The 15,003-nt window shown below is 36.1% G+C and carries 13 protein-coding genes; 2 read left to right on the top strand and 11 right to left on the bottom strand.

Annotated elements, in window-relative coordinates:
• Window positions 1-609 carry a response regulator transcription factor gene (locus U8526_RS00605; RefSeq protein WP_334340024.1) on the top strand — a complete coding sequence of 203 codons (609 nt, stop codon included), beginning with the start codon at window positions 1-3 and terminating at the stop codon, window positions 607-609.
• Between the two features lie 96 nt (window positions 610-705).
• On the opposite strand, the gene U8526_RS00600 is transcribed toward U8526_RS00605, so the two are convergent.
• From U8526_RS00600 to dnaE, 4 genes are all read right to left on the bottom strand, one after another.
• On the bottom strand, window positions 706-1,512 hold the full coding sequence (locus U8526_RS00600) for a DUF4931 domain-containing protein (protein WP_334340023.1): 807 nt from the start codon (window positions 1,510-1,512) through the stop codon (window positions 706-708).
• A gap of 395 nt (window positions 1,513-1,907) precedes the next feature.
• Window positions 1,908-3,677: a pyruvate kinase gene (pyk, locus tag U8526_RS00595; RefSeq protein ID WP_334340022.1), complete on the bottom strand. Its 1,770-nt coding sequence runs from the start codon at window positions 3,675-3,677 to the stop codon at window positions 1,908-1,910.
• A gap of 64 nt (window positions 3,678-3,741) precedes the next feature.
• Window positions 3,742-4,701 carry a 6-phosphofructokinase gene (gene pfkA / locus U8526_RS00590; protein ID WP_334340021.1) on the bottom strand — a complete coding sequence of 320 codons (960 nt, stop codon included), beginning with the start codon at window positions 4,699-4,701 and terminating at the stop codon, window positions 3,742-3,744.
• Window positions 4,702-4,805: 104 nt separating this feature from the next.
• A complete protein-coding gene (gene dnaE, locus U8526_RS00585; protein WP_334340020.1) occupies window positions 4,806-8,129 on the bottom strand; it encodes a DNA polymerase III subunit alpha in 3,324 nt (1,107 codons plus the stop codon).
• Between the two features lie 102 nt (window positions 8,130-8,231).
• Between dnaE and U8526_RS00580 the strand changes: the two genes are divergently transcribed.
• A complete protein-coding gene (locus tag U8526_RS00580) occupies window positions 8,232-8,429 on the top strand; it encodes a YjzD family protein (protein ID WP_334340019.1) in 198 nt (65 codons plus the stop codon).
• A gap of 90 nt (window positions 8,430-8,519) precedes the next feature.
• On the opposite strand, the gene U8526_RS00575 is transcribed toward U8526_RS00580, so the two are convergent.
• The 7 genes from U8526_RS00575 to obgE form a co-directional block, all read right to left on the bottom strand.
• Window positions 8,520-9,254 (bottom strand): hypothetical protein, encoded by a 735-nt coding sequence (locus U8526_RS00575; protein WP_334340018.1) that lies wholly within the window; start codon window positions 9,252-9,254, stop codon window positions 8,520-8,522.
• Between the two features lie 64 nt (window positions 9,255-9,318).
• Window positions 9,319-9,501 carry a 50S ribosomal protein L32 gene (gene rpmF / locus U8526_RS00570; protein WP_025085314.1) on the bottom strand — a complete coding sequence of 61 codons (183 nt, stop codon included), beginning with the start codon at window positions 9,499-9,501 and terminating at the stop codon, window positions 9,319-9,321.
• An 87-nt stretch (window positions 9,502-9,588) separates the two neighbouring features.
• On the bottom strand, window positions 9,589-9,912 hold the full coding sequence (locus U8526_RS00565; RefSeq protein WP_334340016.1) for a lipopolysaccharide assembly protein LapA domain-containing protein: 324 nt from the start codon (window positions 9,910-9,912) through the stop codon (window positions 9,589-9,591).
• An 11-nt stretch (window positions 9,913-9,923) separates the two neighbouring features.
• Window positions 9,924-10,721, bottom strand: coding sequence for an SDR family NAD(P)-dependent oxidoreductase (locus U8526_RS00560; protein ID WP_334340015.1), 798 nt, complete (start codon window positions 10,719-10,721; stop codon window positions 9,924-9,926).
• A gap of 14 nt (window positions 10,722-10,735) precedes the next feature.
• Entirely contained in the window at window positions 10,736-11,662 is a 927-nt protein-coding gene (gene rnz, locus U8526_RS00555) for a ribonuclease Z (protein ID WP_334340014.1), read from the bottom strand.
• Between the two features lie 23 nt (window positions 11,663-11,685).
• Window positions 11,686-13,611 (bottom strand): acyltransferase family protein, encoded by a 1,926-nt coding sequence (locus U8526_RS00550; protein WP_334340013.1) that lies wholly within the window; start codon window positions 13,609-13,611, stop codon window positions 11,686-11,688.
• Window positions 13,612-13,624: 13 nt separating this feature from the next.
• A complete protein-coding gene (obgE, locus tag U8526_RS00545) occupies window positions 13,625-14,905 on the bottom strand; it encodes a GTPase ObgE (RefSeq protein WP_334340607.1) in 1,281 nt (426 codons plus the stop codon).
• Window positions 14,906-15,003: the final 98 nt, after the last annotated feature.

Genomic DNA, 15,003 nt, shown 5'->3' with positions numbered 1-15,003 from the left:
ATGACTACAATTTACATTGCTGAAGACCAAGAAATGCTAAATTCAGCCCTTTCCGCTATTTTAGATCTAGAAGATGATTTTGAAATCGCTGGAAATGCTACTGACGGTCAGACAGCTTTCCAAGAAATTACCACCTTAAAACCGGATGTCGCCATTTTAGATATTGAAATGCCTAACTTAACAGGTCTAGACGTTGCTCAAGAGTTACGTCTTAATCAGCAAAAAATAAAAATCATCATTCTGACCACTTTTGCTCGTAAAAAGTATTTTGAATCAGCAGTGGCCAGTGAGGTTAATGCTTATCTACTTAAAGACAGTCCCACTGATAAGCTAGTAGACACGATTCATAAGGTTCTTGACGGTCAGACAATTTACGACGCTAATTTAGTTTCTAACATTTTAACAACCGTGAAAAATCCCCTTACACCCCAAGAATTAAACATTATGAACGAATTTGCCTTGGGTAAATCAACCCAAGAAATCGCTGAGAGTGTTTTTCTTTCCAATGGAACAGTTCGAAATTATATCTCTTCCATTTTGAGTAAGACTGGTACACACTCTCGAATCGAAGCTCTAAATATTGCTAAAAAGAATAGTTGGATTGAATAGATTCAATTATTTTGTGTCTAAGGTTACATAACATTTCTACTCCGAAGCTAATCTGAAATAAACAAAAAAGATGGTTCATAAAAACCATCTTTTAATTTATTCCGGATTTTCAATTTCTGAACTGTGAACATTCTCTTGCAATCTTTGCAATAAAACGTCAGCAATTCCTCTCACCTGTTTGTCACCATCACGCTGTGATAAACGATAACCAACGAAGTAAGGTGAAACCACATATCTGGCCTCAATTTTACAAATAATTTTCCGACCAACTTTATAGAAGAATAAATTGTAAGAATCAAATTTACCACCATAAAGGTCATCCAAAGCATATTTGACCGTCACCCGTGTAAATTCAGCTAGATCAGCAATGTATTTAGGATTATTAATAACCACATTAAATTCAACAAATCCCATGATTGGCTTCTCTGAAACGTTGACATTGATATGCTTCGAATTAAACACATCCATACCTGTAAAATTCTCAGCTTCGATATGTTTGTAACCATCAACCTTATCCAAACCAATTATTTGGAAATGTGGATGACGCAAAGAACCTCCTGACATAGGTCCGAAATTCTTATACAACAAGACACTCTTGTATTTCTTGCTTTGAATCATTTCGTTCCAACAATGATAGACATACTCAAAAACTTTTCGGTTCTTTTCAACTGAATAATTGGAAATATCACCATAATGGTCACTAGATTCAATTAAAACCGTTTGATTAGTATCCTTCAATGTCTTAAATTTATTTTCTAACCAAATCATGTCGTCCTTTTGATCAATTATATTGGTTAAATTTTCTCGATCACAGAAAGGACAATAATCTTTCTTCTTTTTGATATCTCGCGGCTTCCCTTTAGCCTGTTCAATTTCAAAAACTAATACATCTTTATTTGACAACTTTTCACCTCAGTATGTTTAATAACGGTACTTATCCAAATTTGGTTATTAATGTGTGGATTTGCTCTGCTTGCAGTCCTACACAACACAGTCTAATAAACATGGTTCATTATCTAAACCAAAACCATTTAAATGCCGCAATTTCAGAAAATAATAATAGAACCAAGATATAATCAATAGTAGAAAATCCGTGAACTTTTAGACGTATCCTTCCACATTTTAGTGGTCCAAAGACTTTCTACTACTAACGGCACACTTATAACACATCAGTTACCAAATTGGAAGCAAGACCTTAATAATAAGATATTAACGCAAACACAAAAAAACTGAAAGAAACTCGTCAGTCTCTTTCAGTCAATTTATGTTTTAAAGCATTTTTAAATTTTATTTAAAAATTATAGTGAACGTGAAGCACCCTTGTATACAACACCACGTCTTGAATCAACAGTAACAGTGTCACCATCTTTAACAAGATTTGTAGCATTCTTAGCACCAACAACAACTGGTAGACCCATAGCAATACCAACAACGGCTGCATGTGATGTCAAACCACCGTTTTCAACAACAACGGCACTAGCTTTTTCAAGAGCTGGTAGGTAATCCTTGTCAGTCATCTTTGTAACAAGAATGTCGCCTTCGTTAACCTTCTTGTTAGCTTCTTCAGCTGAGTTTGCAACTACAACGCTACCAACAACTGATTCTTCACCAACACCTTGGCCTTTAACCAATGTTGATCCAATTAGTTGAACCTTCATTAGGTTAGTTGTACCACTTTCACCGACAGGAACACCGGCAACAACAAGAATTAAGTCACCTTCCTTGGCGAAGCCAAGTTCTTGAGCCTTCTTAGAAGCTAAGTCGAACATTTCATCAGTGTTTTCTGGCTTGTCAACAACAACTGGATCAACACCCCAGTTAACTGTCAAACCACGTTGTGTAGTTTCATCAAATGTTAGAGCTAAGATGTCAGCACTTGGACGGTACTTAGAAATCATACGTGCAGTGTAACCTGACTTAGTAGCAGCAACGATTGTGTTAATGTTTAGTTCTTCAGCTGTTCTAACAACTGATTCACCGATTGATTCTGTAACGTTTGAGCCTGTGTAGTCTTCGAAACGTTGGATAGCAAGTGAGTTACTCTTGTCTAATTGTTGTTCTGTACGTTGGTCGATACGTGACATAGCAGCAACAGCTTCAACAGGGTAGTCACCGTTAGCACTTTCACCTGAAAGCATTGTAGCATCTGTACCATCAAGAACAGAGTTAGCAACATCAGTAACTTCGGCACGTGTAGGACGTGGGTTTTCTTGCATTGAATCAAGCATTTGTGTAGCTGTGATAACTGGTTTACCAAGAGCGTTACACTTCTTGATCAAAGCCTTTTGAACGAATGGTACGTTTTCAAATGGAATTTCAACACCCATGTCACCACGAGCAATCATCAAACCATCAGAAACTTTAAGAATAGAATCGATGTTGTCGATACCTTCTTGTGATTCGATCTTAGGGAAGATTTGTACGTATTCACAGTGTTTTTCTTCAAGAATTGCACGGATATCCAAAACATCTTGAGCTTTACGAACGAATGAAGCTGAGATGAAGTTGATTCCTTGTTCTAGACCGAAACGAATATCGTCTGAATCTTTTTCAGTGATACCTGGTAGACGAACTTCAACACCAGGAGCATTGATACTCTTTCTTGAACCGATCATACCGTCATTTTGAACAACAGTAACCAATTCACGGTTCTTGTCATCTTTTTCAGTAATCTTCAAGTCAACAAGACCATCATCGATCAATACGTGACCACCAACATGTGTATCATCGTACAAACCAGGATATGTAGAAGCAATCTTTTCTGGTGTACCTGTTAATGAGTCATCCATTGAAATACGGATTGTTTGGCCGATCTTAGCTTCGAACTTGCCGCCTTCTTGAACGGTTGTACGAATTTCAGCACCCTTAGTATCTAGAACGATACCAACAGTCTTACCAGTAATCTTTTCAGCTTCGTGTACCATTTCCATACGAGCTTTATGTTCTGGATGATCACCATGTGAGAAGTTGAAACGGAAGATGTTAGCTCCGGCTTCAATCAACTTAACGATTGTGTCAACATCGTTACTGGCAGGTCCAAGTGTACTTACAATTTTAGTTCTTTTCATTGAGAATCCCCTTTTCTTGTTTTCATCGTTTATTGTAACAAATTAGAACGTTATATGCTTAACTTTATCTGCTTAAAGATTCATTTAAGTCATATAGTGATAATTCAGGCTTATGCTTGCTATCGAAAAGATCAAGAATATCATGTGATGTTAACTTGTTGTTTTCAATACCAACAGCTAGGCCACCTTTGCCTTCAAGAAGAAGATCAACAGCATAAGCACCCATCTTACTTGCTAAGACACGGTCTTGAACTGTTGGTGAACCACCACGTTGTACATGTCCTAAGACAGTAGCACGTGAATCAAAGTCACCATATTTATCTAATTCCTTCTTGAAGTCATCGGCATGCATAACACCTTCGGCCAAAACAATAATCATATTCTTGTTACCGTTTTGACGGCCTTTTTTGACTTCTTCGGCAATTTCCTTGATGTCAAAATCACGTTCTGGAACGATGATCTTTTGAGCACCACCGGCAACACCAGCCCAAAGAGCCACGTCACCAGCGCCTCTACCCATTACTTCAACAATAAATGTTCTTTCATGAGAGCTAGCAGTATCATGCAACTTATCAATGGCATCAACAGCAGTAGATACGGCTGTATCAAAACCAATTGTAAAGTCAGTAAATGGAATATCATTATCAATTGTACCTGGTAGGCCGATTGTGTTGTAACCATGTTCAGTTAAACGCAATGCACCATGGTAAGAACCATCGCCACCGATAACAACTAATGCATCAATTCCAAATTTCTTCAATTGCTCAATACCCTTGAGTTGACCTTCTACGTTAGCAAATTCAGGATATCTTGCAGAATACAAGAATGTACCACCACGTTGAATACGGTCAGATACGTCTTCGCTTGTTAGTGGGAAAATATCACCAGCAACCAAACCAGCATATCCATAATTGATACCAAACACTTCAAGCCCTTTATCAATGGCTCTACGTGTGACTGCTCTAATAGCAGCGTTCATACCAGGGGCATCTCCACCACTGGTTAAAATACCAATACGCTTCATTTGTTCACACTCCAAAATTATTTGTTTCTAAAACAAAACCTAATCAAATATAACATTTTTATAGGTTACTTTGTAGAGCTGAAAACGTTTTTTAAGCAAATTTGTTAGTCTTTTTTCAAGAAAACACTTTTTTCACCTAAGAAATCTTTCAATTGACTCTGCACATTACTATTAAAGCCTATCCAACGATTGGATTTCAATAGTAATGCTTGCTTCTTCTTTTCCCGATAAATAATAACTGGCATTTTTCCAGGAAAACGTTCGATCAAACGATACAGTCTTTCCATGTTATCCGGTGTATCCAACGCTTTTGTAACACGTAAATACAATTTTTCACTTGGCAATTGAACTGTATATTGTTTAGGATCAGACAATCGATCAGCGATAAATTCCAAGTCGCCTCTTTGACCAATATTACTGTGACCATCGAACAAGAAAATTTTACCATCTAATTCCATATTTTCAATCCTTTGAAAAACTTTAGGAAAAATAGTTACAGAAATGCTGCCAGACTCGTCTTCAATTGTCATAAAGCACATTCTTTGGCCCTTTTTAGTCCGAATAACTCGTAAATTCTTTACTAAGCCAATAATTTTTACAGAAATATTCTGTACCATTTTCAATTCAGAGATCTTCTTTGTGGAAGTATTCAACAATTTGCTGCGATATCTTTCAACCGGATGTCCCGATACATAAGTTCCTAAATACTCTTTTTCCTGATTGAGTCTCTCCGTTAAAGTAAAATCATCAACCTCATGCTTCTTTGGATCTAAAACATCGAACAATGATAAATTACTACCCGCTAATTGAATACTTTCGATCAAATCACGAAAATCGTATAACAATTCTTTTCGATTTCGATTAAATGAATCAAAAGCTCCAGCTAAAATCAACGGTTCCAAGTAATCATTTTTAACAAAACGGGGATCAATTCGTTGCAAAAAGTTCAAAGCACTCGTAAATGGCCCATTCTTTTCCCGTTGCTCAACAATTGACTGTGCTAAATCACGACGCATCCCTTTAATACTCAACAAACCAAAACGAATCGATTTGTTACTAGAACTAAATTCATATGAACTCTTATTAATGTCGACATTCAGGATCTTAATTTGTTGATCTTTAGCATCTTGAACGTAAGTCGACACTTTATTCTCATTATTTAGATTAGAATTTAGCAAACAAGCAAAAAAGGCATCCGCAAAATGAACTTTGATATACGCTAACCAAAAAGCAATCATCGAATAAGCAACCGCATGTGACTTATTGAATCCATAATTACCAAACTTTTCTATATACTGATATACCTTCTCCGCTGATTCTTGACTATGTCCTTGAGACACAGCACCGTTAACAAATTTCTGTCGATTTTCTTCAATCAAGCGTTCATTCTTCTTACTAATAGCCCGACGTAAAATATCAGCATCTGCTAGTGAGAAATTAGCCATCTGTGACGACGCCTGCATAACTTGCTCTTGATAGACTAAGATTCCATAAGTTGGACGCAATAAGTCCTCTAACGAGCTGTCAGGGTACGTTACAGGCTCTTGTCCATGTTTTCGGGCAATGAAAGTAGCAATATTTTGCATAGGACCAGGACGATATAGCGCATTAGTTGCCACAATATCGTCAAAACTAGTCGGTACAAGCTGTCTTAACACGCTTCTAATACCATCAGACTCAAATTGGAAAACTCCGTCTGTAGCTCCTCTCTGAAAGAGTTGGAGGGTCTTGGAATCATTTAAAGGAATTTTTTCGGGAATAAATTCACGACCGTAATCACGCGAAATGATTTGGATAGCATTATCTAGAATCGTTAAATTCTTCAACCCCAGAAAATCCATCTTTAATAATCCAACACTTTCAACATTGTTCTTTGTTTGTTGAGTCAGATTGATACCGTCATCTTCTAATTGAACAGCCACAATATCTGTCATCTTTTTTCTACTCAAGACGATACCAGCAGCATGTTTTGAATAATGACGTGGAATTCCTTCGATTCGCTTAGCGACCTGATAGATCAATTCATTCTCACGAGAATTATTAACTAAATTCCTTAAATTACTCGACTCGTCAAAAGACTCTTGTAAAGTTATATTCAGTTTTTTAGGAATCGCATTAGACCACTGAGACATTTGGAATTGCGTTTGACTGAAAGTTCTAGAAATATCACGTAAAGCCATTTTAGCTGCCAATGTTCCAAAGGTAATAATCTGAGCCATATGATTTGAACCATATTTGTCATGCATATACATTACCATTTCGTCACGCCGATTATCTGGCAGATCCAAATCAATATCAGGCATATTAACACGCTGAGGATTCAAAAAACGTTCGAACAGCAAGTCATATTTGATAGGATCAACTTGTGTTATTCCTAAACAATACGAAACTAAAGATCCAGCTGCTGAACCACGCCCAGGACCTGTTTTAATGCCCACTTCGTGAGCGTGCTTGATAACATCCCAAACTATTAAGAAATAGTCGGAGAAGCCCATTTTATCGATAACGCTTAGTTCGTAATTCAATCGATCGACATAATCTTGAGGGATTTGACCAGCCAAACGCTTATTCAAACCTTTTTGGCTCAGTTCCGTTAAAAATTGAATAGCAGATTTACCATCAGGCGTCTGGAATTCAGGCAATTCAGTCTCCTTGAATTCAATTTCAACATTACATTGATTGGAAATATATTCAGTATTTTTAACGGCATCTGACATATCTACTTCCGCAAAGTCCGCTGCAAAATCACTAGCAGATCTTAAATAATGATCACCGGTTTCAACCACTTGCTCCAAATTATCGAAGTGTTGACCGGTTCTTAAATAATTGACTACTTGATAGGCTAAATGATCGTCAGCATTCACATAGCGAACATCGCCCAAAGCAATCAACTTGAGATTATTTAATTTAGCTACATCTTTAATTGTTCTAACATTATCAATTTGTTCAGAATAAAGTCCTACACCTAAATAAAGGCTGTTGGGATCAACCAAAGCTAAAAGTTTTTGAGTGTAGTCTCTTTTATCATCAACTGTAATGATCTCCGATTTACTAGCAGGAGTGATCACAAAAAGATTATTCAGGTATTCTTTTAAACTGGTTAAATCTAATGACTCTTTGGATGACATAACCGCTGAAGAAATTTTAATTAAATTTTGATAACCATTATTATTTCTAGCTAACAAAATTAACGGATAGTCATTTTGACTATCAATCAAACCTTTAGTTTCAATTGTTACGCCGATAATGGGCTTGATCCCGATTTTATGGGCATATTTATAAAAATCTATTGAACCATATAAATTATTTATATCCGTTAAAGCAATAGACTTATAGCCTAGTTTCTTTGCTTGATCGACCAACTCCGTCAATTTTGCAGGACTATGTAATAGACTATAACTACTGATCACTTGTAATTGGGCTTGCAATTTACCGCCCCCTTTGTTTAAAATTATATCAAAATCAAGCGGAAGTTTATTGGGTAAAAACCCATTTTGTGCTAAACTACTTGAGAAAGCGAGATGGAAGAAATGAGATATGTTGCTATAATTTTCTGGTCAATCATGTTAGGACAAGTTGCCGGATTTATCGGTGGTGCCCTAAACCAACAAACTTACAATACAAATTATTCTATCATTGTTAGTATAATATTCGCTGTCATCTTCAGTGTAATTCCATTGATTCTAGACAGTTCTGTTAAAGATACGAAGACCGAAAAGAACGCCTAATTAATTTGGGCGCTTTTTTTATTGCAAAAATTAATAATCAACAAAAATAAAGAACCCGATAACTTCAAGAGTTACTGGGTTCTTTATTTTTTAATACTTAGTAATGTACATATAAAAATCTTTAGTCGTCAAATTAATATTATAATTAACTCCCTTAGAAGTAATCTGGTCCATTGAGGTCTTTGTAGAATTTTTATCAGCATTCTTAGTCTGCTTAGCAAAATCCTTTAAAACCTTTTTACCGTCAGCTCCTAATAGTTTGGAAATAATCATCAGGTCAGTGGCAAAGTTCTTTTGACCAGTCTTGGATTTAAGCTCCTTGTAGGAAAGCTTAGTAGCAATTCCCATCAACCGATTATTTTGAACGTTATAATACCACTTTGTTCCATCATTCTTCTCATGTGTCATTATTCCATTTTTAGAAATTAATTGTAATTGATCATTTTGTTGTCCTAATGAAAGCAACGTATAGTTATACGATTGCGCAAAAGTCAGGTAATCTTCAAGTGCCTTAGCTTTTTTTACTTTAACTAGCTTAGTCTCCGTTTTATTACCGTTAACAGCCTTGATCCTTACATTCTGATCATTTTCTGAAACAGGTACAGAGATAGCAAAATGTCCACCGTCTACAGCTACTTTCTTGGTTTCGCCATTAACCGTATAGGTTAGCTTCTTATAATTATCAGCCTTACCTTTGACCACAGCAACTAAACCATCCGCGCTATATGACTTCTTAGTCGTTGATAAACTTAATTTTGAACACCCTGAGAGCATTGAAAAGAATAGCGGAATAACCAACAACAATAAATACTTCAATTTTTTCATAGTTGTTTCCCCATCCAAATTAAAATATTAAAAAAAAGCCAAGACCAATTGACTTGACTTTTAATTAAGCTTCTTTGTTATCACTGATAACTTTTTCACCCTTGTACATACCTGATGGTGAAACGTGATGACTTAAACGATATTCACCAGTAGCAACGTCGAATTGCATGTTTGGTGTGTTCAATTTAATATGTGCACGTCTTTGACGTTTTCTTTGTTTTGATGATTTTCTCTTTGGAACTGCCATATTTAAAAACTCCTTTATTTATATTACTTAATCAAATCTAACGTTTAATATAATACTATCATAAAAACATTAGAGCAAGCAAAAATCCTATTTTGTTTGCTTTTTTGCATTATTTTCCTTTAAAGCGTCCGCAATTTGGTTGTCATGTGAGACTTTTACATTAGAAATTTGCTTTTGAGCATGACGATTAAGTTTATTTTCTTTCTTGTTACCTGTATTAGCCAAAAGCAATGTGATCACTGCCCCTAGAAGTAAAGAAACGATAATTAAAATAATTAATGGCAACTTCACTCTTGTAAAACCAAAACTAACAGTGACTGGATCTACATTCAAAACAGCAAAGATTACCACGATCAAAGCTATGACTAATCCAATAACAAATCTTGATTGTTTACCATTATTACTATTCATTTTTTAACCCTCTATTTACGATTTCCAAGTGTTGAAGCAAAATAATCCCCTAAACTTGGTGCTATTTTATAAAGTACCGCTGCCAATTCCATAAAACGAGGACGATTGATTTCACGTTTATTTTTATTAAACGTATTAACTATTTCCCAGGCCAATCTATTTGGATCAATAACAAAACTCTTTACTGAGTCAAGATAATTTCCGTTATGATCTGCTACAGAGAAGAAATTGGTCTCTACAGGTCCTGGATTGATAGTAGTAACAAATACACCTAGTGGCTTCAATTCAAGCCTTAGACCGTCTGAAAATGCGATTACAGCTGCTTTAGTAGCTGCATAAGCTGCAGATTTAGGTGTTGTGATCTTACCAGCCATAGAACCAACATTAAAGATATGTCCACGACCGTTATCGATCATCTTGCTGGCAACTAATCTAGTCATCAACATTAAGCCTAAAACGTTCACACGAAACATTTTTTCAATTTTATCAAAGTCTGTTTCTAGATAATTAGAAAAATCGCCAAACCCAGCTGCATTGACCAAAACATCAATATCATCATTGATTTCAAAGGCCTTAGCCACGCCGGCAGTGATTTGTTCTGAATCACTCATATCAATACTTAAATATTCATGTTGAGCACCCTCTGCTCCTACACGAATACATTCATTCTTTACCTGTAGCAACTTATCTTCATTACGAGCAACTAAAATCAAATTGGCTCCACATTTAGCAGCGTTGATAGCTACGTTCTTACCAATTCCTGAAGACGCTCCTGTAACCAAAACAGTTTGATTCAATAAATTAACCATAGTCATCCTCTTTTCTATTTGAATGGAACTTCAAACAAATCAAAATCACTGGCCACTTTAGTATGCTTAAAGACTCTTTGAGCTTCTCTTTGTAAAATTAAAGCGCCCCTACCAGTATATCTAGCAGAAATGTGTGTCAAAATCAATCCTTTTACATTACATCTTTTAGCTACTTCCGCTGCTTGAGTGGCGGTGGAATGGTAATAGTTGTATGCTAGCTTCTTTTCATCATTAGAAAAAGTCGATTCATGAACAAGTACGTCTGCATCCTGTGATAACTTATCGATTTCTGGAGTATAACGAGTATCAGAAATAACCGTTACGATCTTGCTTGGCTTATCTGGCCCAATAAAGTCTTTACCGTTTATAACGGTACCGTCTTCCAAAGTAACTGTTTGTCCGGCTTTTAATTGTCCGAAGATGGGACCGTTAGGGATATTGTACTTTTGTAACTCGTCCACTAACAATTCACCCGTTCTTGGTTTTTCAACCACACGATATCCAAAACAAGTTATCCGGTGTTTCAATTCGCCTGCATAAACAGTAAAGGTTTTATCGTTAAAAATTTCCCCACCATTTTTCAATTCAATATATTTGATTGGATAACTTAATCTACTGCCAGTGACCTTTAAAGAAGTTTCAACAAAGAGTTTGATCCCAACTGGTCCGTAAATCTCCAATGGCGAATTGCCACCTTGATTAGAACGACTGGATAATAAACCAGGTAAACCAAAAATATGGTCCCCATGCAAATGACTGATAAAAATTTTTGTGATTTTTCTCGGTTTAATTGCGGTTTTTAAAATTTGATGCTGTGTAGCCTCGCCGACATCGAATAGCCAAACTTCGTTTCGCTCATCCAGCATTTTTAGAGCTGTACTTGAAACATTTCGACCTTTCGATGGAACGCCAGCGCCTGTTCCTAAAAATTCTAATTCCATAAAAGAGAGTTCCTATTCTTTTTCTACTTTTTGTCCAATGACTTCAAAATCTCTTTAGCCACAAAGGACGTGTAATACATTGAACCGTCTGGATTTGGATGGACATTATCATCGTAGAACCAATCAGTATGGCCATTTGAGTATCCATTCCAATCTATAACAGTTAGATTCTTATACTTCTTCTGAGCCTGGCTAAGAACACCATTAACAGTATTTTCCCATGGTCTTGTTGGTACGTGAACATTGATCCAATAAACATGACGTTGTGAACCAGCTAATGACATGATCTGTCCAAGCTGTTGCATGTTGAATGGTCCATTAGTCCCTAAACCAATCAAGATATTAGGTGCCAAGACTCCCTTGCTCTTATAGTCTTGTAAAATATCAAGACTTGCAACTAACTGACGACTAACAGCCGCATCAACGATAACCTTCTTATCATCAAACAGCTTCAAGAAGTTATCTGAGCCATCAGCCATAACTGAATCACCAACAGCAGTTAATGGTACATCCTTTAATCTTTGCAAATCGATCTGTGTTAAACCATACTTCTCGAATTCAGTATTAATTGGATGATCTTTAGCTGCTTTCTTATACCTAGCATAGTCAGCGGCTGACATCTTACCAGTTGCATTTTGTTTCTGTTTAGCTTTTTTCAAATTCTCAATAGCTTGTTGTTTCTTTTTCTTATTAGCTTTTTCATTCTTATTGATCTTATTAGCTAATTGACTGTGGTTAACATTAGGATTTGGTGCACTAACCGCCTTAACGACACCATAACAACCAGTAATACTGATTATGGCGATAATTAAAGCTAGAACACGTTGCAATCCTGTTGAAGATCTAAAGAAGTTCTTTACATCACTCCACTTAGCATGAGCCAAAGGTTGTTCGACGAACCTGAATGAAAATTCAGTTACTAAGATAATTAAAATAACTTCAATCACCGGATATAGAATCGGATGGTCTGCAATATTTTTAAATTTAGATTCAAAAAAGATCATAACTGGGAATTGGTATAGGTATAGTCCATAACTTCTTGAACCAACATAATGGAAAACCTTATTAGATAATAAGCCATTCCACATAGAATCTGGATGTGCTACAACGGCGATAAAGATACATGTTGTAACAGAGAAGATGAACATCCCACCACGATAAAGGAATGGATCTGAATCCTTGATCGTGAAAATCATTAGTAGCATTAAGGCAAATGACAAGAGACCGACAATATTTAATTTCCATTTGTCAGACTTTTTAAGACCCTCCTTCAATTTTTCAGCAGGCCAAACTAATGCTAGTCCACATCCTAAAAGAATAGAGAAAAGTCTTGTGTCAGTACCGTAATAAATTCTACTTGGATCAACGCCCGGCTTAAATAGGATTGCCATCCAGATTGCTGATGCAATAGAGACAATCATAGAGAAACCAAAAATACGTCCTTTTTTAACATGGAATTTGCTAAATAAAATCAACAGAATTGGCCAAATAATATAGAATTGACCTTCAATTGACAATGTCCATAAATGTGTAAACGGTGATTCATTATTGGCAAATCGCTCAAAATACGATTGACCATTAAAAATTTGCCACCAGTTATAAACATTTAAAACATTTGTCGCAAAAATCTGATCGAAATGGTATAGCAAGTTCTTTAAAAACAAAACAATGTATGCACCGGATGCTAAGAGTACAAATAGCATTCCGGGATACAATCTTTTTATTCTTTTTAGATAAAAATTACTTAATGAAAATGAACCACCATAATCAACAGTATTAAAGAAATGGTCTGTGATTAAGTATCCTGATATTAGGAAAAAAATTGGAACACCCAAATATCCGCCGGAAAAAACATTAGGATTTAAGTGATACATGATAACACCTATAACCCCTAAAGTACGTAGTCCATCAAATCCAGTAATAAATCTTCTTTTCGGTGATTTATTCATTTTTTTCTAGCCCCTAAATAAATTCAAAAGTAAAGTCAAGAATTGTAACTGAGTCTCCTGATTCAGCCCCTGCATCCATCAATGCATCTTCAATCCCCATTGACTTCAGTTGTCTAGCAAAACGCATAATTCCATCTTGATGATCCAAGTTGGTTCTTTGAAGAAGCAATTCAACTCGATCACCCTTAACGATAAAGCTATGCTCGCCATCCTTTTCAATAGTAAATTGTTTCTGTTCTGGTTCAAAGTTGTATTCCTTAGAATCATCAGCTTGCACATCAAAGTGAATTGGTTCTGCCTTAGATAGTACTTCACTAGTATGATTCATCAGATCCTTAACACCAGTATGTTGAATACTTGAAATAGGGAAAATATCAACATCTGAATCTAATTTTTCCTTAAATTCTGCTAAACGTTCTTCAGAGCCAGGAATATCCAACTTAGTTGGCACAATGATCTCTGGACGCTTCAAAACATTCTTATCATAGTTACCTAGTTCTTTACGAATAGCTAAATAATCTTCATAAGGTTCACGACCATTATTAGGATCCATATCAACTAAGTGTAGGATAACTCGCGTTCTTTCAACGTGACGTAGGAATTGAATTCCTAAACCAACACCATTTGATGCCCCTTCGATCAATCCAGGCAAATCAGCAATAACAAAGTCTTGCCCATTTTCCAACTTAACCATCCCTAAATTAGGAGATAAAGTTGTAAAGTGATATGCAGCAATCTTAGGTTTAGCTGAAGTTGCTACTGATAATAAGGTAGATTTCCCAACAGATGGGAATCCAACCAAACCAACATCAGCAATCAATTTCAACTCAAGCTTCAAATGCTTCTCTTGACCAGGCTCACCATTTTCGGCCACTTCTGGTGCTTGATTCTTAGAAGTAGCGAAGTGAATGTTACCACGACCACCATCGCCACCTTTAGCAACGACTAGTTCTTGGTTATTTTCTGTTAGATCTCCAACTAATCTTCCACTATCTTCATCATAAATTGATGTTCCTGTTGGAACGACAATGTAAACCGGATCAGCCTTATGACCATACATTCCCTTAATTTGGCCATTTTGACCAGGTTGAGCTTTAAAAATTCTCTTGTATCTAAAGTCCATTAAAGTATTCATACCTTCATTAGCCTTTAGAATTATGTCGCCTCCGCGACCACCGTCTCCACCTGAAGGTCCACCAAGTGGTACATACTTTTCATGGCGGAAGGCAACTGCACCGTCTCCACCCTTACCAGATTTTACGGTGATTTTAACGTTATCTACAAACATTAAAATCCCCCTTTCTAAACTTAATTATCATTTCTAAATTTTAGCACAAAAACATACTTCATAATACTTTGAAGTATGATTGATTGTCCAGAAATTTATTAATT

It is taken from the genome of Companilactobacillus sp. HBUAS56275, assembly GCF_036913655.1.
Taxonomy (GTDB): Bacteria; Bacillota; Bacilli; order Lactobacillales; family Lactobacillaceae; genus Companilactobacillus; species Companilactobacillus pullicola.
The sequence above is the reverse complement of the archived record's forward strand: the minus strand, read 5'-3'. Positions and strand labels throughout refer to the sequence as shown.